The organism is Microbacterium proteolyticum (assembly GCF_014192415.1).
Taxonomy (GTDB): Bacteria; Actinomycetota; Actinomycetes; order Actinomycetales; family Microbacteriaceae; genus Microbacterium; species Microbacterium proteolyticum.
Map to the genome: position 1 here is coordinate 68509 of NZ_JACHXY010000002.1, position 24827 is coordinate 93335.

20 protein-coding genes are annotated in these 24827 nt (G+C 72.1%); 14 read left to right on the plus strand and 6 right to left on the minus strand.

Annotated features, from left to right (window positions below):
• Nucleotides 1-87: 87 nt before the first annotated feature.
• Nucleotides 88-648 (minus strand): CGNR zinc finger domain-containing protein, encoded by a 561-nt coding sequence (locus FHS07_RS08625; RefSeq protein WP_183420141.1) that lies wholly within the window; start codon nt 646-648, stop codon nt 88-90.
• A gap of 73 nt (nt 649-721) precedes the next feature.
• On the opposite strand from FHS07_RS08625, the gene FHS07_RS08630 reads away from it, so the two are divergent.
• Nucleotides 722-1714 (plus strand): EamA family transporter, encoded by a 993-nt coding sequence (locus FHS07_RS08630; RefSeq protein ID WP_183419522.1) that lies wholly within the window; start codon nt 722-724, stop codon nt 1712-1714.
• 87 nt (nt 1715-1801) lie between these two features.
• Here FHS07_RS08630 and FHS07_RS08635 read toward each other — a convergent pair whose 3' ends face one another.
• Nucleotides 1802-2275: an Lrp/AsnC family transcriptional regulator gene (locus tag FHS07_RS08635; protein WP_183419523.1), complete on the minus strand. Its 474-nt coding sequence runs from the start codon at nt 2273-2275 to the stop codon at nt 1802-1804.
• Between the two features lie 176 nt (nt 2276-2451).
• Between FHS07_RS08635 and pdhA the strand changes: the two genes are divergently transcribed.
• From pdhA to FHS07_RS08650, 3 genes are all read left to right on the plus strand, one after another.
• Nucleotides 2452-3582, plus strand: a complete 1131-nt coding sequence (gene pdhA, locus FHS07_RS08640; protein ID WP_183419524.1) for a pyruvate dehydrogenase (acetyl-transferring) E1 component subunit alpha — start codon at nt 2452-2454, stop codon at nt 3580-3582.
• Complete coding sequence (locus FHS07_RS08645) at nt 3579-4586, plus strand: alpha-ketoacid dehydrogenase subunit beta (RefSeq protein WP_183419525.1); 1008 nt, start codon at nt 3579-3581, stop codon at nt 4584-4586. The genes pdhA and FHS07_RS08645 overlap by 4 nt, the downstream gene beginning before the upstream one ends.
• A gap of 114 nt (nt 4587-4700) precedes the next feature.
• Nucleotides 4701-6152: a dihydrolipoamide acetyltransferase family protein gene (locus tag FHS07_RS08650; RefSeq protein ID WP_183419526.1), complete on the plus strand. Its 1452-nt coding sequence runs from the start codon at nt 4701-4703 to the stop codon at nt 6150-6152.
• A 180-nt stretch (nt 6153-6332) separates the two neighbouring features.
• Here FHS07_RS08650 and FHS07_RS08655 read toward each other — a convergent pair whose 3' ends face one another.
• Complete coding sequence (locus tag FHS07_RS08655) at nt 6333-7088, minus strand: TetR/AcrR family transcriptional regulator (RefSeq protein WP_183419527.1); 756 nt, start codon at nt 7086-7088, stop codon at nt 6333-6335.
• Nucleotides 7089-7198: 110 nt separating this feature from the next.
• Here FHS07_RS08655 and FHS07_RS08660 point away from each other — a divergent pair, with 110 nt between their 5' ends.
• From FHS07_RS08660 to FHS07_RS08680, 5 genes are read left to right on the plus strand one after another with little or no spacing between them, the layout of a single operon-like run.
• Nucleotides 7199-8827, plus strand: a complete 1629-nt coding sequence (locus tag FHS07_RS08660; RefSeq protein WP_183419528.1) for a carboxyl transferase domain-containing protein — start codon at nt 7199-7201, stop codon at nt 8825-8827.
• A gap of 53 nt (nt 8828-8880) precedes the next feature.
• The gene (locus FHS07_RS08665) at nt 8881-10872 is read left to right on the plus strand and encodes an acetyl/propionyl/methylcrotonyl-CoA carboxylase subunit alpha (protein ID WP_425488155.1); all 1992 of its coding nucleotides are present in this window, start codon (nt 8881-8883) and stop codon (nt 10870-10872) included.
• The gene (locus FHS07_RS08670) at nt 10869-12044 is read left to right on the plus strand and encodes an acyl-CoA dehydrogenase family protein (protein WP_183419529.1); all 1176 of its coding nucleotides are present in this window, start codon (nt 10869-10871) and stop codon (nt 12042-12044) included. The genes FHS07_RS08665 and FHS07_RS08670 overlap by 4 nt, the downstream gene beginning before the upstream one ends.
• Nucleotides 12041-12508, plus strand: coding sequence for a MaoC family dehydratase (locus FHS07_RS08675; protein WP_183419530.1), 468 nt, complete (start codon nt 12041-12043; stop codon nt 12506-12508). Before FHS07_RS08670 ends, FHS07_RS08675 begins: the two co-directional genes overlap by 4 nt.
• Entirely contained in the window at nt 12505-13362 is an 858-nt protein-coding gene (locus FHS07_RS08680) for an aldolase/citrate lyase family protein (protein WP_183419531.1), read from the plus strand. Before FHS07_RS08675 ends, FHS07_RS08680 begins: the two co-directional genes overlap by 4 nt.
• A gap of 104 nt (nt 13363-13466) precedes the next feature.
• On the opposite strand, the gene FHS07_RS08685 is transcribed toward FHS07_RS08680, so the two are convergent.
• Together FHS07_RS08685 and FHS07_RS08690 are read right to left on the minus strand one after the other, a co-directional pair.
• Nucleotides 13467-14054 (minus strand): histidine phosphatase family protein, encoded by a 588-nt coding sequence (locus tag FHS07_RS08685; RefSeq protein ID WP_183419532.1) that lies wholly within the window; start codon nt 14052-14054, stop codon nt 13467-13469.
• A 101-nt stretch (nt 14055-14155) separates the two neighbouring features.
• Entirely contained in the window at nt 14156-15004 is an 849-nt protein-coding gene (locus tag FHS07_RS08690) for a Sir2 family NAD-dependent protein deacetylase (RefSeq protein ID WP_183419533.1), read from the minus strand.
• A gap of 139 nt (nt 15005-15143) precedes the next feature.
• Here FHS07_RS08690 and FHS07_RS08695 point away from each other — a divergent pair, with 139 nt between their 5' ends.
• The 3 genes from FHS07_RS08695 to FHS07_RS08705 all read left to right on the plus strand — a co-directional run bounded on the left by FHS07_RS08695 (nt 15144) and on the right by FHS07_RS08705 (nt 19723).
• Nucleotides 15144-16346, plus strand: coding sequence for an amidohydrolase family protein (locus FHS07_RS08695; protein WP_246383425.1), 1203 nt, complete (start codon nt 15144-15146; stop codon nt 16344-16346).
• A gap of 102 nt (nt 16347-16448) precedes the next feature.
• A complete protein-coding gene (locus FHS07_RS08700; RefSeq protein WP_183419534.1) occupies nt 16449-17255 on the plus strand; it encodes a TrmH family RNA methyltransferase in 807 nt (268 codons plus the stop codon).
• Nucleotides 17256-17407: 152 nt separating this feature from the next.
• A complete protein-coding gene (locus FHS07_RS08705; RefSeq protein WP_183419535.1) occupies nt 17408-19723 on the plus strand; it encodes an autotransporter outer membrane beta-barrel domain-containing protein in 2316 nt (771 codons plus the stop codon).
• A gap of 159 nt (nt 19724-19882) precedes the next feature.
• Here the strand turns inward: FHS07_RS08705 and FHS07_RS08710 are convergent, their stop codons facing one another.
• The gene (locus FHS07_RS08710; protein WP_183419536.1) at nt 19883-20743 is read right to left on the minus strand and encodes an SGNH/GDSL hydrolase family protein; all 861 of its coding nucleotides are present in this window, start codon (nt 20741-20743) and stop codon (nt 19883-19885) included.
• 827 nt (nt 20744-21570) lie between these two features.
• Between FHS07_RS08710 and FHS07_RS08715 the strand changes: the two genes are divergently transcribed.
• The gene (locus FHS07_RS08715; RefSeq protein ID WP_183420143.1) at nt 21571-23412 is read left to right on the plus strand and encodes a DEAD/DEAH box helicase; all 1842 of its coding nucleotides are present in this window, start codon (nt 21571-21573) and stop codon (nt 23410-23412) included.
• A gap of 218 nt (nt 23413-23630) precedes the next feature.
• A complete protein-coding gene (locus FHS07_RS08720) occupies nt 23631-24710 on the plus strand; it encodes a VIT1/CCC1 transporter family protein (RefSeq protein ID WP_183419537.1) in 1080 nt (359 codons plus the stop codon).
• Nucleotides 24711-24827: the final 117 nt, after the last annotated feature.

The following is a 24827-nucleotide window of genomic DNA, read 5'->3' on the forward strand; positions in this document are numbered from 1 at the left end:
CGGGGCGCGGGCGCCGTGGACCGAGATGCCACGCTCCGTCTCATGCGCGAACCGTGCACGCGTCGACCCCGATGGACGTCGAGAGGGTCAGGCCGGGGTCTCGGCTTTGCGTTTTCGGTAGGCGTTGACATTCATGCGATTGCCGCAGTTCCCCGCGTCGCAGTACCGCTTCGAGCCGTTCTTGGAGAAGTCGATGTAGACGCCGCGGCAGTCGTCGGCGTCGCAGACGCGCACGCGGGCGTACTCGTCGGCTCGGATGACGTCGACGAACGCCATCGCGGTCTCCACCAGGATGCGCTGCGCGAGGTGGTCGGACTCCTCGGACGCGTGGATGTGCCAGTCGAACTCGTCGTGCCGCACCAGCTGGGGGAGCGCGCGTCCGTCGCGGAGCATCGCGTTGACCAACGGCACGGCGTCGTCGCGATCGACCGTCCACAGCTCGAAGATGCGGGAGCGGATGCCGCGTACCGCGGCGAGCTCGCGATCGTCGCGCGCGCGCGAACCGGTGTACGTATGGCGCTCGGCGAAGCCGTCGAGATCAGCCATCGTCGCAAGCGTGTCGGCCCCGCTCGTATCGGTGCGGGGCAGCGTGTTGACGAGCTCGACCGTCGCGCGCAGCACCAATTCGGTGTCACGGATGAAGACCATGTTGACTCCTGACATCCCAAGGTCGTACTGTCACGAGTGTAAACGCTCTTCACTCCTGACAGCAGGGCATCGCATGACGACGTCATCCCTCACGCTTCCGCGTCCCACCCGCCACGGCTCCGGCGCCGTCACCGGGCTCCTCATCGCCGTATCCTCGGCGCTGGCGTTCTCGTCCAGCGGCCCGTTCGTCAAGCCGCTTCTCGACGGCGGCTGGTCGCTCGGCGCGGTGCTGCTCGTGCGCATGGGGACCGCAGCGCTCCTGCTCTCTCCCGCGCTCGTCATCGCCGTCCGCCGACAGCGCGGGTTCCTCCGCCGTCACGGCCTGCTGATCGCGGCGTTCGGCCTCACCGCGGTCGCCGGTTGCCAGCTGTTCTACTTCGCCGCCATGCAGCGCATGCCGGTCGCCGTGGCACTGCTGATCCAGTACATCGCGCCCGTGCTGCTCGTCATCGCCGTATGGGTGCGCACGCGCCGCTCGCCGTCGACGTCGGTGATCGTCGGTTCGATCGTCGCGATGGCGGGTCTCGTGCTCGTCGTCGACATCAGCGGCGCCCGCTTCGACCTGCTCGGCACGCTCTTCGCCCTCTGCGCCGCGGTGTGCGCGGCGGCGTACTTCGTCATCGCCGGCCGCGCGGGAGAGGACCTCCCGCCCCTCGCCCTCGCCGCGGGCGGCTTGATCACGGGCACGCTGCTCATGGGCGTTCTCGTGGCCACGGGTGTGCTGCCCTTCGCCGCCCCGTCGATCACGGTGGCGCTCGCGGGCTTCGAGGTTCCCGGCATCCTGCCCCTGCTGTGGGTGGGCGCCGTCGCGACGACGGTCGGCTACGCGCTCGGAGTGATCGCCGTTCCGCTCATCGGGTCGCGATTGGCCTCGTTCGTCGGCCTCAGCGAGGTGCTCTTCGCCCTCGGGTTCGCCTGGTTGCTGCTGGGTGAGGCGCCCGCACCGATCCAGTTCGTCGGTGGAGCGCTGATCCTCGTGGGCGTGGTCCTGGTGAAGATGGATGCGGACAGCCCGGCGGAGCAGAGGACCGAGACGGCGAGCGTTCCTGTGGTGCCGGCGCCGTAGGGCGGGTGGCGGGGGACGGCACGCTGTCGGGAAGCCGGTCCCTTCGACAGGCTCGGCATTCTGGGCGCGGGGGAGCGGGAGTTCGCGCTAGACGTCGTCGCGGGCGAGTTCCATCAGCGGACCGACGCGATAGCCGATCACCTCGCCCATCACCAGCGACGTCTCGGTGCGTTCGACGCCCTCGATCGCGAGGATGCGCGCGTCGGTGTCGAACAGGTGCTGCGTATCGCGGCAGGCGACGCGGACGAGCAGGTCGACCTGTCCACTCAGGCCGTGCGCCTGCAGCACCTCGGGCACCTTCGCGAGGTGTTCGCGGATGACCGGCAACTCCGCCTGACGCACCGTCACCTGCAGGAAGGCCTCGATCGGGAAACCCAGCGCCTCGGCCGACAGCGTGCGCTCGAAGGAGAGGAACACGCCCCCGCGCTCGAGGCGGCTCATGCGGGCCTGGACGGTGTTGCGCGAGAGTCCGAGCTTCTCGGCGAGCGCGACGACGGTGGCGCGCGGATCGGCGGACAGGGCGCGGAGGAGGTCGAGGTCGACCGCGTCGAGCTTGCTCATGGTGCGAAACATTAGCAGTGTCGAGACCGAGTGCAATGGGCACTGTGCTCAATATGTCGGGGAGGTCTTGAGCGGGCTGCATTCCGCGCGTACCGTCGCGCCTGTCGGCACTGCTGCCGGCACCCGGACCGCCGCGGCTCTCACGAGGACCCTCGGCCGCACCTGGAGGGATGACGATGACGTACACCCAGACGCGAGACTCTTCGACCGGAAGACGTCCCGACGAGGCGGGACCCGACGTCGACGACGTCGCCCGCGTGCTCGAGCCCGACGGCACACGCGTCGCCGACGCCACGCTCGACCCGTGGATCGCCGACCTGTCACCGCACGAGCTGCGCGCCCTGCACCGGGACATGGCCCTCACCCGCCGTCTGGATGCCGAGGGTGTCGCCCTGCAGCGCCAGGGTCAGCTGGCCCTCTGGGCCCCGTGCCGCGGCCAGGAGGCGACGCAGGTGGGCACGGCCCACGCCCTCGCCCCGGGCGACTTCGTCTTCCCCAGCTACCGCGAGCACGGTGTGCTGCTCGGCCGCGGCGCGAAGCCCGCCGACTACGTGCTCGCCTGGCGGGGGGAGGAGCACTCGGCCTACGACCACACCACCATCAACGCCGCCCCGCCCCAGATCATCATCGGCGCGCAGTCGCTGCACGCCACCGGCTGGGCCATGGGCGCCCAGCGCGACGGCTCCACCGACGTCGCCGTGGCCTACTACGGCGACGGCGCCACCAGTCAGGGCGACGTCAACGAGGCGATGGTCTTCGCGTCGTCGTTCCGCGCCCCCGTGGTCTTCGTCTGCTCCAACAACCAATGGGCGATCAGCGAACCCGTCACCGTGCAGGCGAAGTACCCCATCGCCGGCCGGGCGCCGGGATTCGGCATCCCGAGCATGCGCATCGACGGCAACGACGCCCTCGCCTGCGTCGCCGCGATGCGCTGGGCGCTCGATCGCGCGCGCCGCGGTGAGGGACCCTCGTTCATCGAGGCGGTGACTTACCGCATGGGTCCGCACACCACCAGCGACGACCCGACCCGCTACCGCGACGCCGGCGAGGTCGAGGCGTGGACGCGCCGCGATCCCATCGCGCGCCTCGAGGCGTATCTGCGTGCCGAGGGGGTGCTCGACGACTCCGCACTCGACGAGGTCGCGCGCGCCGCCGACACGCTCGCCGCCGAGGTGCGCGCCGCCTGCATCGGCGCGACCACCCGGGAGCCCGCGACGATGTTCGACCACGTCTACGCCGAGCCGCACGCCGGCGTCGAGCGACAGAAAGCGGAGTACGTCGAGTACCTCGCGGGGTTCGAGAAATGACCGCGCTCACCCTGCGAGCCGCGGTCAACGCGGGCCTCGCGCGGGCCCTCGAGGGCGACGACAAAGTCCTGCTCATGGGCGAGGACATCGGAAAACTCGGCGGTGTCTTCCGTGTCACCGACGGCCTGCAGCAGCGCTTCGGAGCGCAACGCGTGATCGACACCCCTCTCGCCGAGGCCGGCATCGTCGGCACCGCGGTCGGCCTCGCCCTGCGCGGCTACCGGCCCGTCGTCGAGATCCAGTTCGACGGCTTCGTCTACCCCGCGTTCGACCAGATCGTCTGTCAGGTCGCCAAGCTCCACTACCGCAGCAACGGTCGCATCCGGATGCCGCTGGTCCTGCGCATCCCGTGGGCCGGGGGCGTCGGCGCCGCCGAGCACCACTCCGAATCGCCCGAGGCGTACTTCGTGCACACGGCGGGGCTGCGCGTCGTCGCGGCCAGCAACCCGCAGGACGCCTACGTGATGCTGCGGCAGGCCGTGGCATCCGACGATCCCGTGATCTTCTTCGAGCCCAAGCGCCTCTACCACTCGAAGGGCGAGGTCGACCTCGACGTCGACCTTGCCGACGCTCCGCCGATGCACCTCGCACACGTCGCCCGCGAGGGCACCGACGCCACCATCGTCACGTACGGCGCACAGGTGCGGACGGCCCTGGACGCCGCGCTCGCCGCGGAGGACGAAGGGGTCTCGCTGGAGGTCATCGACCTGCGCTCGCTCTCGCCGATCGACATGAACACGGTCGCTGCATCCGTCCGCAAGACCGGTCGGGTCGTGGTCACCCACGAGGCCGCCCGAGAGGCGGGGGTCGGCGCCGAGATCGTGGCGAGTGTCACCGAGCAATGCTTCGAGTACCTGGAGGCGCCCCCGGAGCGCGTGACCGGACACGACATCCCGTATCCGCCGTCGAAGCTCGAGAAGCATCACGTGCCCGATCTCGACCGCATCCTGCACGCCGTGGACAGGGTGCTCGAGCGGGGCGCGGGCTCGGAGGTCCTGTCGTGATCGCCGAGCACGGTGCCGGCCGTCGAGCCGACGAGATGAGCACGGGAGGCGTTCGATGATCGCCGAGACCACCGCCGGCCGCCCCTTCGTCGACAAGAGCGCGGGGGTCAGCCGATGATCGCCGAATTCCTTCTTCCCGATCTCGGCGAGGGCCTTCCCGAGGCGGAGATCGTGCAATGGCACGTCGCGGAGGGTGACACGGTCACCCTCAACCAGACGATCGCCGAGGTCGAGACGGCCAAGGCGATCGTCGAGATCCCTTCGCCGTACGCGGGCACCGTCCAGGGGCTGCACGCGGCGGCCGGCGACATCGTCGCCGTCGGTTCGCCGTTGGTGTCGTTCGCGGTGGAGGGGGCGGATGCCGAACCTCCGGCGCCCGCGGCCGAGCTACCCGCGTCGCAGCGCACCGCCGCCGCCGGGGATGGTCGGGCGGTCGAGACCGTCGACGCGGAGCCGGCCGCCATCCCCGCCGACGACGTCGCCCCGCGCGCGACCCCCACCCTCGTCGGATACGGCGCGGCACCCGCATCGGCGAGCCGCCCACGCCGGCGCGCGCGCGGCGTCGGAACCGTCACCATCGACACCGACCACGCGGTGCGCGAGGCCGCCCCCCACGACGTCCTGCGTACCGGTCCCATCGACCTGCCGATCGAGCGTCCGCGCTCCACGCCGCCGGTGCGAAAGTACGCCAAGGATCATGGCATCGACCTCGTGCTGGTCGCCGCGTCCCACCCGGGAGAGGCGGTCACCCGCGCACACGTCGACGAATTCGCCGAGAGGGTCGCCACGGCGGGAACGGGAGCCACGCTCACGAACGGCTCTGCGTCGGCGTCGAAGGTCCCCCCGGCCGCTCCCACCACGGAGCCGCGCGTGACCCGCGTTCCCATCCGGGGAGTGCGCAAGCACACGGCCGCGGCCATGGTGCACAGCGCCTTCACCGCGCCGCACGCGACGACGTTCCTCACGGTCGATGCGACCGCGACGACCGAGCTGCTGGCATCCCTGAAGCACGATCGGGCGCTCGACGGACACCGGATCGGCGTGCTCGCGATCGTGGCGAAGGCCGTGTGCCTCGCCCTCGGGCGCACGCCCGCGTTGAACGCGAAATGGGACGAACCCGCCGGCGAGATCACCCTGCACCACTACGTCAACCTCGGCATCGCCGCCGCGACCGACCGGGGCCTGGTGGTTCCGGTGATCCCGGATGCCGAGCGACTCCCGCTCGTCGACCTGGCCGACGCGATCACCGAACTCGCCGCCACCGCCCGCGCGGGACGCACCGTCCCCGGTGCGATGACCGGCGGCACGTTCTCGATCACCAACGTCGGGGTCTTCGGGGTGGATGCCGGAACGCCCATCCTCAATCCGGGCGAGGCCGGTATCCTCGCCGTCGGCGCCGTACGGCGCACACCGTGGGAGCACCACGGCGAGATCGCGCTGCGCGACGTCGTCACCCTCAGCCTCTCGTTCGACCACCGGCTGGTCGACGGGGCCGAGGCGGCGCAGTTCCTCACGGACGTGGCCGGCGTGCTGCGCGAACCCGGGCGGGCGATGCTGCTGCGCTGAGCGACGTCATGTCGCGGATTCGCGAGTGATCTGGTGCCGGGGGAGTGGTCGCCCTCGGCACCTCCGGCGTGCGCCGGAGGCGATCGGCAAACACTGTCGAGTGTCCAAGACACGCCGCGAGAGCACGCGCCGCGCGGCGTGTTCTGGACACTCAACCTCGGGGGTGGCGGGGAGCGGGGCTCAGGCGGTCAGTGCGGCGAGCGCCATGCGCGCCAGGACGGGACGCACGCGGGCCGCCGGGATCCCGCGCACGCTGTGCGGCGTGGAGTTCATCAGCCCGAAGCACGCCAGCGCCCGCACGCGCCGCTCGGCCGGGGTCTCGGCATCCGGGAACGCTCGCGCGAGGGCATCGGTCCAGACGTCGATGTAGGCGTTCTGCAGCTCGCGTACCGTGCGGCGGTCGGCGGGGGTGAGCCGGTCGAGGTCGCGGTCCTGCACCCGGATGACATCGACCTCGGCGAGGGCGAACGAGACGTGGAAGTCGACGAGTGCGCGGAGGGGAGCGGATGCCGGGTGTGCACCACCGCCAACGACGTCGGCGACACGCCGGTCGGCGGGAGTGCGGGGCGGCGTGCCGTGCGCGGGGTCCGCCGTGGCGCCCGGGGCGGCGGCGGGCGGCGCGGCGGCGAGCGGGGCGGAGGCGGCGACACCGCGGCCGCCGAGGAGCAGGCGTTCGCTCACGTCGACGAGGATCGCGCCGAGCAGGGCCTGTTTGCCGGCGACGTGTCGGTACACGGCGGGGCCGCTGACTCCGGCGGCCTCGCCGATGTCGCCGAGCGTCACCCCGTCGAACCCGCGCTCGGCGAACAGCCGTGCGGCGGCGGCGAGAAGGGCCGTGCGTCGCTCGGCTTTGGCCCGATCGCGTGCAGTGGGAGCGGGGTGCTCCCTCGAGACGCCGGGGGACGCCCCGAGGGGGTCGTCGTGCGGTCTTGTCATCGGCATCCTGTCGGGTTAGCCTGGCATCTCAGTTAGTCAACATTAACTGAAAACTCTTCCCCACGGGAACGACGACGCCGTCGACGAAGCGGCGTCGAGACGGAGCCGCCATGAGCACAGCACCGGTCATCGGAACGCCCCCGACCGCAGACCACCGAGACGTCCCCCCGGGCGTCGACACCGCGCCGCCGACGCAGCGGAGCCTCGCCGAGGCCCTGCGAGACACTCTCGCCCGCACCGCGCGCGGAGGCCCGGATGCCGCCCGCGACCGCCACACCGCCCGGGGGAAGCTCCTCGCCCGCGACCGCATCGACCGTCTGCTCGATGAGGGCAGCCCCTTCCTCGAGGTCGCCCCGCTCGCCGCCCACGGCCTCTACCACGGTGCTGCTCCGGCTGCCGGTGTCGTCGCCGGGATCGGGCTCGTCCACGGTCGCCACGTGATGGTCGTCGCCAACGACGCGACCGTGAAGGGCGGGGCGTACTTCCCCCTCACGGTGAAGAAACACCTGCGCGCGCAGGAGATCGCGATCGAGAACCGCCTACCCTGCATCTACCTCGTGGACTCGGGCGGGGCGTTCCTCCCCTTGCAAGATGAGGTGTTCCCCGACCGCGACCACTTCGGCCGCATCTTCCGCAACCAGGCGCAGCTGTCGGCCGCGGGCGTGCCGCAGATCGCCGCGGTCATGGGCTCGTGCACGGCGGGCGGCGCGTACGTCCCCGCGATGAGTGACGAGAGCGTGATCGTGCGGGGCCAGGGGACGGTGTTCCTGGGCGGACCGCCCCTGGTGAAGGCCGCGATCGGCGAAGACGTCACCGCCGAACAGCTCGGCGGCGGCGACCTGCACGCCCGCCGCTCAGGCGTCGTCGACCACCTCGCCGACGACGACGAGCACGCCCTCGAGATCGTGCGCGACATCGTCGCCACCCTGCCGCCGACCCCCGCGCCGGTGTGGGAGGTGCTCGCCCCCCACGCCCCGGCACGACCGCCGGAGGACCTCTACGACATCGTCCCCGTCGACGTCACCCAACCCGTCGACATGCGGGCCGTCATCGACACCCTCGTCGACGCCGATTCCCTGCACGAGTTCAAGGCGCTGTACGGGCCGTCCGTCATCACGACCTTCGCGCGCGTGCACGGCCACCCCGTGGGCGTCATCGCCAACGACGGCGTGCTCTTCAGCGAATCCGCGCTCAAGGCCGCCCATTTCATCGAGCTCGCCGACCAGCGCGGCATCCCCCTGCTGTTCCTGCAGAACATCACCGGGTTCATGGTCGGGCGGGACGCCGAAGCCGGCGGCATCGCGAAAGACGGCGCCAAGATGGTCACCGCCGTGGCCACCACCCGCGTCCCCAGGCTCACCGTCGTCGTCGGAGGCTCTTACGGCGCCGGCAACTACGCCATGTGCGGCCGCGCCTACGACCCCCGGTTCCTCTGGACCTGGCCGGCGAGCCGCATCTCGGTCATGGGCGGCACGCAGGCGGCATCCGTGCTGTCCACCGTGCAGCGCGACCAGCGCGCCGCGCGCGGGGAGGAGTGGACGGATGCCGCTCGACGCGCGTTCGAGCACCCGATCCGCGCCCGCTACGACGAACAGGGCGACCCCTACTACGCGACCGCGCGGCTGTGGGACGACGGTGTGATCGACCCCGTCGACACCCGCACGATTCTCGGGCTCGCGCTCGACATCGTGAGTCGGGTGCCGATGGCCGACCGGGGCTTCGGCCTCTTCCGGATGTGATCCCGGTGACAGACACGCGCGTCTCCGAGACGCCCGGCCCGACCGCCCGCCCGATCGGGCGTGACGCCTCCCCGTCGCGGCCCTTCACCTGCGTCCTCGTCGCCAACCGCGGTGAGATCGCGCGACGGGTGTTCCGCACGCTGCGACGACTCGGCATGCGTTCCGTCGCGGTGTACACCGACGTGGATGCCGAGGCTCCCCACGTGCGCGAAGCCGACCACGCCGTACGCGTGGCGTCGTACCTCGACGTCGACGCCGTCGTCGCCGCCGCGGTGCTCTCCGGCGCCGAGGCCGTGCACCCGGGATACGGCTTCCTCAGCGAGAACGCCCGCTTCGCCCGCGCGTGCGCCACCGCGGGGGTCGTGTTCGTCGGTCCGGGGGTCGAGGCGCTCGAGGTCATGGGCGACAAGATCCGCGCGAAGGAACACGTCGCCGCCCACCAGGTGCCGACCGTGCCGGGGTTCTCGGCGAACGGTCTCTCCGATGTGCAGATCGCCGCCGAGGCTCACCGGGCGGGCTTCCCCCTGCTCGTGAAGCCCTCCGCCGGCGGTGGCGGCAAGGGCATGACGGTGGCCACCGGCCCCGACGACCTCGCCGACGCGCTCGCCACCGCCCGCCGCGTGGCCACGGCCGCGTTCGGGGACGACACCCTGCTGCTCGAGCGGCTGCTGGAGCGCCCGCGCCACATCGAGGTGCAGGTGCTCGCCGACGCGCACGGCACGACCCTCTCGCTCGGCGAACGCGAGTGCACGCTGCAGCGCCGACACCAGAAGGTGATCGAAGAAGCCCCCTCCCCGGTGGTGGATGCCGCACTGCGCGAGGCTCTCGGTGAGGCAGCGGTCGCCGCCGCCCGCAGCGTCGGCTACCTCGGTGCGGGGACCGTGGAGTTCCTGGTCGCGGGCGATCGACTCGACGAGCCCTTCTTCATCGAGATGAACACGCGCCTGCAGGTCGAGCACCCCGTCACCGAGCTCGTCACCGGCATCGACCTCGTCGAGCAGCAACTGCGGGTCGCCGCCGGGTTCGCGCTCGACCTGCCCGAGATCCGTCTCGACGGTCACGCGGTCGAAGCGCGGGTGTACGCCGAGACGCCGTCCCGCGGATACCTCCCCGCGACCGGGACCGTCGCCCTGTGGCGTCCGGGATCCGCCCGCGTCGACAGCGCGGTCGAGACCGGCAGCGTCGTCAGCGCCCACTACGACCCGATGATCGCCAAGGTCATCGCGCACGGCCCCGACCGGGCGACGGCGCTCGCCCGGCTCGACGCCGCGCTCGCCGACACGGTCGTGCTCGGCGTCGACACCAACGTCGCCGACCTGCGGGCCCTGCTCGCCGACCCCGCCGTGCGGGCGGGAGACCTCGACACGGGCCTGCTCGATCGGAGGGGGACACCCGAGGTGCCGCAGCCGACGGAGGGCGCGCTCGCCGCGGTCGCCGCGCGGGCGGTGTCGGGCGCGGATGCCGAGACCTCGGGCAGCGGCTCGCTCTGGCACCGCGTCGGGGCCTGGCGTGCCGGGGGAGCGTTACCCGCCCGCACGGTGTTCTTGGAGGACGACGCCGGGCGGGTGCACGCGGTGGCTCCGGCGTCGAGCGACGCCGTGGTCGTCGGGGATGCCGAGCAGTTCTGGGTGCACGCCGACGGCGGGTCGCACCGGTTGCGCCTCGTTTCGCGCCGGGATGCCGCTGCGCGTCGCCGCGCCGCCGCGGGCCGAGCCCCCGGAGCCGTCGACCCCGAGCTCGTCGCTCCTCTCCCCGGCACGGTCGTCGCGGTACACGTCGCCGACGGCGACAGCGTCGAGGCGGGTGCCCGGCTCGTCACGATCGAGGCCATGAAGATGGAGCACACCGTCACCGCACCCCACGCCGGCGTCGTGCGGCTGCGCACGTCCGCGGGCGCTCAGGTCGCCCGCGACGCGGCGGTCGCCACGGTGACGCCGGGGACCGGAACCCCGACGGACCGCGAACCCCGCGATTCTGCAACCGCCACGGCATCCCCCATCCCGGCATCCCCCATCCCCACTTCCCACAAGGAGACACTCCCGTGAGCATCGACACCCAGCAGGCCTTCACCGACGACGAGCGCGAACTCGGCGCCATGGTGCGCGAGTTCGCCGACGAGGTGATCGCGCCGCGCTCGTACGAAGCCGACCGCGCCCACGAACTGCCGCTCGACATCGTCGCCCAGATGGGCGAGCTCGGCCTGTTCGGCCTGCCCTTCCCCGAGGAGGTCGGCGGACAGGGCGGCGATTACGCCAGCCTCTGCGTCGCGATCGAGGGCATCGCCCGCGTCGACCAGTCGCTCGCGATCACCCTCGAAGCAGGAGTGGGCCTGGGTGCCATGCCGATCTACCGGTACGGCACCGCCGCGCAGAAGGCCGAGTACCTGCCCGACCTCGTCGCCGGCCGCGCGCTCGCCGGATTCGGCCTGACCGAGGCGGAGGCCGGCAGCGACGCCGGCGCAACGCGCACGACTGCGAGACTCGACGGCGACGAGTGGGTGATCGACGGGTCCAAGCAGTTCATCACCAACTCCGGCACGGCCATCACGCGCTTCGTGACCGTCACGGCCGTGACCGGACGCACGGGCGACCGCCCCGAGATCTCCACGATCATCGTGCCCAACGGCACACCGGGGTTCACCGTCGGACCCGCGTACGACAAGGTCGGCTGGAACGCCAGCGACACCCACCCGCTCACCTTCGACGGCGTCCGCGTCCCCGCATCGAACCTGCTCGGCGAGCAGGGCCACGGCTTCAAGAACTTCCTCCGCACCCTCGACGAGGGCCGGGTGGCCATCGCCGCCCTCGCGACGGGCGCTGCCGAGGGCTGCCTCGAAGCCGCCGTCGACTACGCCCGCAGTCGCACGGTGTTCGGCGAGCGCCTGTCGACGCGTCAGAGCATGCAGTTCCTGCTCGCGCGCATGCACGCCCGGGTGCACACCGCGCGCCTCGCCTGGGTGCACGCCGCACGCCTGTGCGATGCGGGGAAGCCGTTCTCGGTGGATGCCGCGGTGGCGAAGATGACCGCGAGCGACGCCGCCATGGCGAACGCCCGCGACGCGACCCAGGTGTTCGGCGGGAACGGATTCATCAACGAGTACCCCGTGGCGCGCCACTACCGCGACTCGAAGATCCTCGAGATCGGCGAGGGGACGACCGAGGTGCAGCTCATGGTCATCTCGCGCGCGCTGGGACTCACCGGTACCGTTGCCGCATGATCGAGCAGCGCGGCCTTTTCCTCGAGGAGTTCGTCGTCGGTGAGAAGTACGCGCACCGGCCCGGGCGCACCGTCACCGACGCCGACAACGTGCTGTTCACCACCCTGACGATGAACACGCAGGCCCTGCATCTGGATGCCGCGTTCTCGGCGACCCAGCCCTTCGGTCGACCGCTCGTGAACTCGATGTGGACGCTGTCCACGCTCATCGGGCTCTCGGTCGCGCAGCTGACGCAGGGAACGCTCGTCGCCCAGCTGGGCCTGACCGATGTGAGCTTCCCGGCGCCGCTGTTCGTCGGCGACACCCTCACCGCGGAGACCGAAGTGGTGTCGGTGCGGCCCTCGGCATCCCGTCCGGGTCAGGGGGTCGTCGTGCTCGCGCACACGGGCTGCTCGCAGAACGACGAGATGGTCGTCACCGCCACGCGCACCGTATTGGTGTGGGCGAGAGAGGGGGCGCAGTGAGCGAGCCCTCCGACGCTCGAGCCCCGTTCGGCCTCGGCCCGGCCCTGCTGTTCGTCCCCGGTGACCGCCCGGAGCGGGTGCCGAAGGCGCTGGAGCGAGCGGATGCCGCCATCGTCGATCTCGAAGACGCGGTCGCCCCGCACGCCAAGACGGTCGCCCGCGAGGCGATGGTCGCAGCCGATCCCGATCCCGATCACGTCATCGTGCGGGTCAACGGGCCCGAGACGCCCGACTTCGCGCGCGATGTCGCCGCGCTCGGACGAACCCGTGTGCGCACGGTCATGGTCGCCAAGGCCGAGGACCCGGCATCCCTCGCGCTCCTCGCCGACTACGACGTGATCGCCCTGTGCGAGACCGCGCGCGGGGTCGTCGCCGCCGAACAGCTCGCGGCGCTGCCGCAGGTCGTGGCGCTCATGTGGGGCGCCGAAGACCTCGTCGCCAGTCTCGGCGGCACATCGAGTCGGTTCCCGGACGGACGATACCGCGACGTCGCGCGCCTCGCCCGGGCCCGCGTGCTGCTGGCGGCCGGAGCGTTCGGCAAACGCGCGATCGACGCGGTGCACGTCGACATCGCCGATCTCGAGGGACTCGCGTCGGAGGCTCGGGATGCCGCGGCCTCGGGGTTCGTGGCCACCGCGTGCATCCATCCGGGGCAGGTCGCGACGATCCGCGACGCGTACGTGCCACCGCCCGCGGAGGTCGCGTGGGCGCGGGGCGTGCTCGAGGCCGCGGGGGGCGAGTATGCCGCCTTCCGTTACGAGGGGCGGATGATCGACGAGCCCGTGCTGCGTCACGCCCGGTCGCTGCTGCAGCGCGCGGGGGACCAGCAGGCAGGCGAGAGTCGGGGGGACTGAGCTCGCCGAAGCCACCGGGTTCTGCGCTCGTGCAGGGCTCTGCGGGTCGCGGCCTCCTCGGCGGGCTCAGGTTCCGGCACAGCCACCGGAACCCGGCGGCGGCGTCAGCTCGCGACGCCGGCGTACGCCCGCATCTCCCAGACGTCGCCGTCGAGACGGAACGTCGTCGCCGAGCAGTTCGGGAGCCGCTCGCCCTCGCGGGGGAACGCCCCATCGGTGGCGAACATGATGACCTCGCGGATCAGCGCTCCGTGCGCGACCGCGATGACGTCCACACCCTCGGGCGTGTCGGCGACGACCTCGGCGAGCGCGACGAGCGCCCGCTCCCGCACCGCGGGCCACGTCTCGGCGTTCGGCACGTCGGCGGCATGCCACGGACCGTACGTCTCGTAGAAGGTTGCGACGTCGAGTCCCTCGGCATCGCCGTACGAGCGCTCCTGCAGTCCCGGCATCCGTCGGCTCACCGTCGTGCCCAGGGCCGCTGCGATCACATCGGCGGTCTCGGCCGCGCGAGACAGGTCGCTCGAGACGATGACCACCTCGCGCCCCGCGTACTCGGTGGCGAGGCGCTCGGCGAGTTCGCGCGCCTGGCCGCGGCCCGTGTCGTTCAGAGGGATGTCGGTCGAGCCCTGGATGCGGCCCCCGGAGTTCCACTCGGTCTCACCGTGTCGCACAAGGGTCAGGATCGTCACCGTTCGAGCCTAACCGAGCGCGGTGTCCGACAGGCTTGAGAGCAGGCCGGGTAGTCGTTCTGGGAGTGCGCGGGGCGCGTCGGTCGTTCCGCCGTCGGGTGTCAGAGCAGGCCGGGCAGTCGTTCTGCGAGTGCGCGGAGCGCGTCGGTCGTTCCGCCGTCGATCTTCACGGTTGCCCGCTGATCGGCGCGGGTCTCACCCCTGTTGACGATCACGACCGGCAGGCGCTTGCGTCGTGCGCGCTCCACGAGTCGGATGCCGGAGTTCACCACGAGCGACGACCCCGCCACCACGAGCGCGTCGCTGGTGTGGACGAGCTGCTCGGCCTCGCGGAACTTCTCGACCGGAATGTACTCGCCGAAGAACACCACGTCGGGCTTGAGCGTGCCGCCGCACACCGAGCACTCCGGCACGACGAAGCCGTCGGCCGACGCGGGCGCGACATCGCCGTCCGGACCCAACTCGACGTTCTCGGGAAGGCTGATCCACGGGTTGTCGGCCTCGACGCGCTCCGCGAGGTCACGGCGATCGAACACCTGCCCGCACTGCAGACACCCCACCCGGCGCATGGTCCCGTGCAGCTCCACGACCCGCCCGCTCCCGGCCCGCACGTGCAGGCCGTCGACGTTCTGCGTGACGACACCGTTGGCCACGCCCGCGGTCTCGAGATCGGCGAGGGCGCGGTGCCCGTCGTTCGGCTCGGCCGCGGCGAACACCTTCCACCCGAGGTGGCTGCCCACCCAGTATCGTCGGCGGGCCTCGGCGCTGGCGAGGAACTGCTGCGCGGTCATGGGCGTACGCGTCGGCGCCCCCTTGCCGCGATAGTCGGGGATGCCCGAATCCGTCGACACACCCGCGCCGGTCAGCACCGCGATCCGGCGGCCGGCGAGCACCTCGACAGCCCGATCGATGGATGCCGAGAACCCGGCATCCTTCGTCGTGTCGGTCATGCACACCTCCGTCGCACCGAGTCTACGGCGGGGCGCCGACTCCGGATCGCGCGGGCGTCGGCGCAGGCGGCCGGCGCGGACGTGCGCCGCTGCCGCGGATACGGCTCCCTCTGCTCCGTGCGCTGGGGATACTGGGGTCATGACCCCCGTTCCCCCTCCGGCCATGCTCGACATCACCTGCCTCCGCCGAGTGCGGCCGTGGGGCGGTGATCCCGTCGACATCGCGATGGACGCGGGCACGATCACGGCCATCGCCCCGGCCGGCACCGCTCCGATCGGCGTGCGGGAGTTCGACGGGCGGGGACTGCTCGCTCTCCCCGGCATCGTCAACGCGCACGCGCACGTCGACAAGTCCTGGTGGGGCCTGCGCTGGCAGTCGTACGGGGGAGAGGGCTCCACCGAGGGCCGCATCCGGCACGAGCGCGCCGAGCGCGAGGCTCTCGGCATCCCCTCTTTCGAGCGCTCGGCGCACGTGCTGCGCGAGTTCGTGCGCCACGGGACGACCGCCATCCGCACGCACGTCGACGTCGACGACGGCATCGGCCTGCGCGGCATCGAGGCCGTGGAGCAGGCGGCCGCGGCTTACGAGGGCGCTCTCGACGTGAGGATCGTCGCCTTCCCGCAAGACGGGATCCTCCGCCGCCCCGGAGTCCTCGACCTGCTCCGGGATGCGGCGGGCCGCCCCAGCGTCGACCGGATCGGCGGACTCGACCCCGCCACCATCGACCGCGACCCGGTCGGACAGATCGACGCGATCACCGCGCTCGCCGCCGACACCGGCGTCGGTATCGACATCCACCTGCACGACCCGGCCGAGCTGGGCGCCTTCCAGATCGAGCTGCTCGTCGACCGCGCCGCACGCCTCGGACTGCAGGGTCGCATCAACATCGCCCACGGCTTCGCGGTCGCGCAGCTCGAGCCCGCTCGCCGCCGCGACCTGCTCCAGGCGATGTCCGACGTCGGTGTCACGATGACCACGGTCGCCCCGCTCCGCCTGCCGCAACTGCCTCTCGCCGAGCTCGACGAGGCCGGCGTGCGCTTCGCGTTCGGAACCGACGGCATCCGTGATCTCTGGAGTCCGTACGGCACCGGCGACACTCTCGGCATCGCCTGGCAGTACGCCCGGGCCGCGGGCATCGTGCGCGACGACGATCTGCTGCGCGTCGTGCAGCTCGCCACGAGCGCCGCGGCCTGGTCGGTCGGCCGCGACACGCACGATCTCGTCGAGGGCGCCCGCGCCGACATCGTGCTCGTGGATGCCGAGAACCCCCAGGACGCCCTGGTGCGCACGCCCGAGCGGGCCCTGGTCGTCGCCGGCGGCCGGGTGCTGCACGTCGCCTGACGCCGAGCAGGCCCTGCTCATCGCCGAGCCACGACCCGCGCGCCCCTCGGCCAGGGCGCCGAACCGGGTCGGGCCTGCGCCGGGTGCTGGCACGATGGAGTGATGCCCGTCATCCCTCTCGACGCCGCCGACGACCCGCGCCTGGCCGACTACCGCGACCTGACCGACGTGTCGCTGCGTCGCGTGACGGAGCCGGCGGGCGGCCTTTACATCGCCGAGTCGTCGAAGGTGCTCGACCGCGCGCTCCGTGCCGGTCACCGCCCCCGGTCGGTCCTCGTGCAGGAGAAGTTCCTGGCCGACGCCGTCTCGCTCGTCGGCGAGGACGCCGAGGTGTACGTCGTCCCGGCCGAGGTCGCCGAGCAGGTCACCGGATACGCCGTGCACCGGGGGCTGCTGGCATCCATGCACCGTCCGGCCCTGGCATCCGTCGCCGACGTCGTGGCGGGAGCGCGACTCGTCGTCGTGCTGGAAGACATCGTCGACCACACCAACATCGGTGCCGCGTTCCGGTCGGCTGCCGCCCTCGGAGCGGATGCCGTGCTCGTCACGCCGCGCTGCGCCGACCCGCTCTACCGCCGGAGCGTTCGCGTCAGTATGGGCACCGTGTTCCAGGTGCCGTGGACGCGACTGCCCGAATGGTCGGAGGCGAAGCCCCAGCTGGTCGACGCGGGCCTGCACCTCGCCGCCCTGGCCCTCTCCGACGATGCGGTCAGCCTCGACACCTTCTCCGCCGCCGGGCACGAGCGCGTCGCCCTGCTCCTCGGCGCCGAGGGCGACGGGCTCAGCCGGAACGCCCTCGCCGCCGCCGACTCGATCGTGACGATTCCGATGGCCGGAGGAGTGGACTCCCTCAACGTGGCCGCGGCCAGCGCTGTCGCGCTGTGGGAGCTGGGGCGCGGGCGGCGCTGATCGTCCGAAGGACGGATGCCGCGGCGGGCGCCGTGTCCGCTTGCGGACGTGTCCGCAAGCGGCTCTTGTCCGCGATATGCGGCGTCGAAGACTCTGAAGCGTCGCCCCCGTCGATCTCGACCGTGCGGGCACGCCCGAGTCGAAGGATCCACATGCCCCGCTCCACCACCCCCGTCCGTCGCATCCTCAGCGGAGGGACCGTGGTGGCACTCGCCGTGACGGCGCTCGTCGCGTCCCCCGCAACCGCCGCCGAGACGACGGTGACGACGCTCGCCGGCCTCGACAGCGCTCTGGGAGACTGCGGCACGGCGCCGAACACGATCACGCTGGGTGCCGACATCCGCGCCGGGCGCCTGACCGTGCCGTGCGACACCACGCTCGACCTGGGCACCTACGACCTCACGGTGTCCGGCATCACCATCGGCACCGGCCGGAACTTCACTGTCGCCGGCCCCACGGACGGCAGCGGCGGCACCCTCACGGCAAACGGCTCGAGCATCAACGAATTCGCCGGCATCCGCACGAGCGGGGCCACCCTCACGGTCACCGGCGGCACCGTCACGTCCTTCGGCAGCGCGGTCACCTCGGCCATCGGCGGCGATGCGGTCGCCGCTACGAACAGCGGCGGCACCCTCGTCGTCGCGGGCGGGACGGTGAACGCGTCCGTGCCGAGGAATGCGTCCGCGTCGGCCGTGGGCGGGGGTGCGGGCACCAGCGGCGGCGCCGGGGGAAGCGTCATCGTGTCGTCGGGGACGCTGAACGCCACCGCGAACGGGCTCCGCTCGGTCGCCGTCGGCGGGGGCGAGTCCAGCGGCGGTGCGGGAGGGGCGGGAGCCGCGATCACCGTGGGTCGGGGCGCAACGCTCACGGCCACGAATCCCGGCGGGGCGGTCATCGGGGGCGGGTTCTCGACGGGGGGAACCGCCGGCGGCTTCGGCTCGCTGCGGATCGACGGCCTCCTGCGCCTCCCCGCGGGGAACGTCTCCCTCGGCTCGGGGACCGCCGCCGTCGGATTCTCGGGCCGCATCGAGGGCACCGTCGCCGACCCCACGCTCGGCGCGACGTTCGCCGCCTCGGGAACGATCGACAACCAGGGGAGCATCACTCTCGACCCGCCGACCGAGATCGTCACCGGCCTCAACCGACTCGTCCGGTTCTCGACGGGGGCGCCGAGCGTCCGCGTCTTCGCGCCGTCATTCGCGCAGGGCGCGAGAGTGCTTCCCGCACTTCCCGCGGGCTCGACATGGAACACCAGCGCTGACGGCACGGGTCAGACCATCACCGCGACGTCCTCCATCGCGGGCAGCGGCGCGCTGGACCTGTACGCCGTCCGGGCCACCTCGCTCGTCGTGTCGTCCGATCCCGCCGATCTGATCGCGACGGCGGGCCAGCCCTACGTCTTCCCCGTGTCGGTGCAGACCGCCGACGGCCAGAAGATCGACCCGCAGCCCGCGATCGACTACACCTCGTCCGAGTGCCCGCTCGGCGAGAACAACGTCTTCACCGTCGCCCGGACGTGCTTCATCGCGGCCAACACCACCGAAGGTCCGCCGCTCACCGCCTACCTCACCGTGACCGTCGTCCCGGGGCCTCTGGCCGAACTGGCGATCGCACCCGCCCCGGGCACGCCGACGCCCATCGTCGCGGGCGACACCGTCGACTTCGCGGTCAGCGGCACGGACGCCTACGACAACACCACCGAGGCGCCCGCCGTGCTCCTGACGTCGTCGCGCAGCACCGACACCGTCGACGGGCGGTCGGTGACCTTCGTGGGCACGGGCATCCGCACGGTCACGGCCGCGCAGGGAGCCGTCTCGTCGCGCGTGAGCGTCGAGGTGGCGGCCGCGCCGTCGCCGACGCCGAGTGCTTCGCCGACGCCGAGTGCTTCGCCGACGCCGAGTGCTTCGCCGACGGTGTCGCCCACCTCGGCCCCGACGGCGTCACCGACCGTGTCGCCCACTGCCTCGCCGACTCCGACGGCGTCTCCCTCCCCGAGTGCTTCGCCGACGGCGTCGCCCACCTCGGCTCCGACGGCATCACCGACCGTGTCGCCCACTGCCTCACCAACGCCCACAGCCTCACCGACGCCCACAGCCTCACCGACGCCCACAGCCTCACCGACGCCGACGGCGTCTCCCACGCCGAAGCCGACCGTGTCGCCCACTGCCTCGCCGACTCCGACGGCGTCTCCCACGCAGAGTGCTTCGCCGACGGCGTCGCCCACCTCGGCCCCGACGGCATCACCGACCGTGCCGCCCACTGCCTCACCAACGCCCACAGCCTCACCGACGCCGACAGCCTCACCGACGCCGACGGCGTCTCCCACGCCGAAGCCGACCGCGTCACCGACGCCGAAGCCGACGGCCACGCCGAACCCGGCACCTCCCGTGGTCAAGCCGTGGCTGCGCCGCGCCTTCACGATCGTGATCGGCGTGCTCAGCGGGTGGCTGGCATCCGGCAACCATTGACCACCCGAGGCGCCGTCAGCCCACGGGCCGGATGAGGTGCGGGCGCCGAGGAGAGGATCCGCGTCGCGCAACGGGGTCTCGGTGTCGGCGGCGTCGACCAGCGCAACCACGGCATCAGGCAGGCTCGCGGCCGACAGTCGTCGTCTGGCGACACGGCCGTCACACGGGCGACTCGGGCGGGGCTGCGGCATCCTTTCCCGGGGCGAGCGTCGTCATGGGCAGCGGCTCGGGGCGCTTCGCCCGCACATGGTCACCCGACGACTGGTGTCGCAGGCGGCGCAGCACCCATGGCATGAGGTACGAACGCGCCCACACGAGGTCTTTCTCGCGCGCGGCGCGCCATGTGGTGGCGGTGAGGGCTTCCGGCTGGTGCGGTTGGAGGTCGTTGGGAACGTTCAACGCGCGCAACACCATGCGAGCCACCTCATGGTGGCCGAGCGCGTTGTAGTGCAGTCGGTCATCGTCGAAGAAGCGCATATCCTGCACCTCTTTCAGGCCCCACTGATCGGCGACGACGCAGTCGTGGGCGTCGGCGATCGCACGGATGTTCTCGTTGTAGATCGCCACCTTGCCCCGGATGCCGCGGAACACGGGCGTGAACTCCGTGTCGATGGCCGTGAACACCACGATGGTCGCGTGGTCGCGGCGGAGACGCACGATGGCGTCCTCGAACTGCTGGGAGACCGCGTCGGGATCGGTGCCGGGCCGGATGACGTCGTTCCCCCCGGCCGAGAAGGTGATCAGGTCGGGCTTGAGCGCCAGCGCGGGCTCGATCTGGTCGGCGACGATCTGCGCGATGAGCTTGCCGCGCACCGCCAGGTTCGCGTAGGCGAAGTCGTCTACCTGCGCGGCGAGCACCTCGGCGACACGGTCGGCCCAGCCGCGATGGCCGCCGTCGGGGAGCGGGTCGCCGATGCCTTCGGTGAACGAGTCGCCCAGCGCGACGTAGCGCCGCCACGGGTGCGGACCGGGGTTGTCGGGCAGGGGTGAGGTGCGGGGCGAGTGCGGATCGAGTGTCATTCGAAACCTCCGCTCCCAGGCTAACCCCGTCCCCCGACATCACCCGAGACGGGGCACCGACGAGGTCGGCGCCGCTGTCGCGCGGGCGAGCCCGATCGCGGTGCCGCTATCGTCGCTGAGAAACGCGATCCGCGTCGAGAAACGCCTCGTCGCGTTGTTTCTCCCCGCGATTCGCGTTTCTCGCTGTGGGCAACGCCGTCGGCGCGGGGCCAGGTCAGCCGGGCGGCGGTCACCGCGAGCGTCGAGAAACGCGATCCGCGTCGAGAAACGCCCCGTCGGGTTGTTTCTGCCCGCGATCCGCGTTTCTCGCTGATGAGGCGGCGGAACGACTCACGGGGCAGCGCCGCGCGCCGCAGAACCGCCTATCGTGGATGTTCGCGCTCGCGTGGGAAGGAGGTTCGATGCTGGAAGCAGAAGCCCGCACCCCGAACCTTCCGCACACGGAGGGCTCCGCTCCGGAGGAGACACCCCGCGTCGCAACCCCCGGCCGCGTCGCCACCCCCGGCCGCGTCGCGAGCCCTGGCCCGGTGACGACCCCCGACCGCGTCGCGAGCCCCGGCCACGTCGCGAGCCCCGGCCACGTCGCGACCCCCGGCCGCATTGCGAGTCCCGGCCCGGTAGCCACCCCCGGCGCCGTCGCACCCGCCGGCCCCACCCCCGCCGACCCGCGCAGCGGCGACGCTCCCTCCGCATCGATCCTTCCGGCGTCCACCTCCGGCGGCTCCGCGCCGACCGACCCGCTCACCGGCCTCGCGGCATCCGCCCCTGTCGACCCGGCGCACGCCACCGCCCCCGTCGCCGCCCACGCGGTCCCGGGCGGGGAACCCCTGCCCACCGACGGCGCCGAGCCCCACTTCGGCTCCTTCGCCGCCGAGCACCTCTCGCCTTCGTTCCCGCAGCGTGCCCCGTGGGGAACCGCCCAGCGCCTCCGCGCGTGGCAGGCCGAGGCGCTCGATCTGTACTTCGGCCTGGACGGGCCCGACGGTGAGGGCAGAGGTCCCCGTGACTTCCTCGCCGCGGCCACCCCCGGCGCCGGCAAGACGACCTTCGCCCTGCGCCTCGCATCCGAGCTCATGCGCCGCGGGGTCATCGACCGCATCGTCGTGGTGGCCCCCACCGAGCACCTCAAGACCCAGTGGGCCGAGGCGGCCGCGCGGGTCGGCATCCGGCTCGACCCGTTCTTCTCCAACCGCCACGCCACGCCCTCCCGGCAGTACCACGGCGTCGCGGTCACCTACGCGCAGGTCGCGGTCAAAGCCGAGGTCCATCAGCGTCTGACGATGGATGCCCGGACCCTGGTCATCCTCGACGAAGTGCACCACGGCGGCGACGCGCTCAGCTGGGGCGACGCCCTGCGAGAGGCGTACAACCGCGCCACACGGCGCCTGCTGCTGTCGGGGACGCCGTTCCGCAGCGACACCGCGCCGATCCCGTTCGTGGAGTACCACCCCAACGCCAAGGGCATCCGCCTCTCGCGCACCGACTACGCGTACGGGTACCGGCGCGCCCTCGACGACGGTGTGGTGCGTCCTGTCTTCTTCCTTGTCTACGCCGGGCAGATGCGCTGGCGCACGAAGGCCGGGGAAGAGATGGAGGCCCAGCTCGGGCAGGACAACACCAAAGACATCACCTCGCAGGCCTGGCGCACCGCCCTCGACCCGAACGGCGACTGGATCCCCGCCGTCCTGCGCTCCGCCGACCGGCGCCTCACAGAGGTACGCGAGACGGTCCCGGATGCCGGGGGACTCGTCATCGCGACCGATCAGACGGCCGCGCGCGCCTACGCCGCCATCCTCGAAGACATCAGCGGCGAGAAGGTCACCGTCGTCCTCTCCGACGAAGCCGAGGCCTCGGGCCGCATCGAGACCTTCTCGAAGGGCACGACCCGGTGGATGGTCGCGGTCCGCATGGTGTCGGAGGGCGTCGACGTGCCGCGCCTCGCCGTCGGCGTCTACGCCACGAGCGCTTCCACACCGCTGTTCTTCGCGCAGGCCATCGGCCGTTTCGTGCGCGCGCGCCGGCGAGGAGAGACCGCGAGCGTCTTCCTGCCCAATGTGCCCCAGCTGCTCGCCCTCGCCGGCGAGATGGAGGCGCAGCGCGACCACGCCCTCGACCGCGACAGCGACGCGGAAGACCAGTGGAACGCCGAAGAAGACATGATGGATGCCGCCGAGCGCGAAGACAAGGCATCCGATGCGCTCGAGCAGGAGTTCGAGTATCAGGCTCTCGGCTCGCTCGCCCACTTCGACCGCGTGCTCTTCGACGGGCAGGAGTTCGGACAGCTCGCGGTGCCGGGAACCATCGAGGAGGAGGAGTTCCTCGGCATCCCGGGCCTCCTCGAGCCCGATCAGGTGCACGAGGTGCTCATGTCCCGGGCGACCCGTCAATCGCGGCACCGTTCGACGCGTGAGGCGACCGAGAAGCAGAGCGGCGTCGAGCCGCCTCCGGTCGATGAGGGTGGACTACCGGCGCCGCTGCACCGCACCCTGAAGGAGCAGCGTCAGCTGCTCAACACGATGGTCGGCCTGTACGCCCGGCAGAGCGGCGAGCCGCACGGCCTCGTGCACGCCGAGCTCCGGCGCATCTGCGGCGGTCCCGCCGTCTCGCACGCCACCGTCGTGCAGCTGCAGGCGCGCATCGACGTGCTGCGGCGGCGCGTGCACTCCTGAGGTGCCGCGCCCCTCCTGGGCGTCGCATCCTGTCCGAGGCGTCGCCCCACGGGGTCCGAGACCTCGCGCGCTTTCGCGCCCCCGAAATGCTGGCATGAACTGGTCGGCATCCGCGTCTTTCCGGGCTTCGGAGGCCCGAAATGCTGTCAGTATCGGCCGACGCGCCCGGGGGAGCGGGGCCGCCTCATTACGGTGGGGGGCGACCCGAAGGAGCCCCCGTGACGACCGTCGCCACCCCCACCGCCCGTGATCGCCGCCGCTGGGCGCGCTATCTCGTCGACGAGCGCGCCGAGGCACGCGTCTACCGCGAGCTCGCCTCCCGGCGCAGCGGCGAGGAGCGCGAGATCCTGCTCGCCCTCGCCGAGGCTGAGGGCCGCCACGAGCAGCACTGGATCGACCTCCTGGGCGAGCAGCCCCACCGCCTGCCGCTGCCCGGCATCGGCACGCTCCTGTTGGCGTGGATGGCGCGCCGCTTCGGCTCGATCTTCGTGCTGGCCCTCGCGCAGAACGCCGAGGCACGCTCGCCGTACGCCGACGAGCCCTACGCGACCCCGGCGATGGCGGCCGACGAGCGGGTGCACCACGAGGTCGTCCGTGGACTCGCCGCCCGCGGACGCCGCCGCCTCTCGGGAACCTTCCGCGCCGCCGTCTTCGGCGCCAACGACGGTCTCGTCTCGAACCTCGCCCTCGTGATGGGCGTCGGCGCCACCGGTGTCGCCCCCAGCTTCGTCCTCTTCAGCGGCATCGCGGGACTCCTCGCCGGAGCCCTGTCGATGGGCGCGGGAGAGTTCGTGTCGGTCCGCTCCCAGCGCGAGCTGCTCGAGGCGACCGAAGAGAGCGACTTCGCCGACTCGGCTCTGCCCCACCTGGACCTGGATGCCAACGAACTCGCCCTCGTCTACCGCACGCGCGGGATGGATCCGGATGCCGCCCTCGCCACAGCCCGCGAGACCGTCACCGCTGCGCAGGCGGGAACCGCTCCGGTTGCGGCGGCCCCGGGGGAGTCCTCCCACGACGTCGTCGGCAGTGCGTGGGGGGCGTCGATCTCGAGCTTCCTGTTCTTCGCGTCGGGGGCGGTCATTCCGGTGCTGCCGTGGATCTTCGGCATGACCGGCTTCGGCGCGGTGGTGCTCGCGCTGGTGCTCGTGGGCATCGCCCTCATGGCCACCGGCGCGATGGTGGGTCTGCTCTCGGGCGCGTCGCCGCTCAAGCGGGGCCTGCGTCAACTCGCGATCGGCTTCGGTGCCGCGGCCGTGACCTACGTTCTCGGTCTGCTGTTCGGCGTGTCGGCCGCCTGACCCCGCCGTCCCCATCGAAAAACGCGATCCGCGGGCAGAAACGCGACGACAAGGCGTTTCCTCCCGCGGGAGGCGTTTCTCGCGGCGCGGTCGCGCGGCAGGGGCATCGAGGTGCAG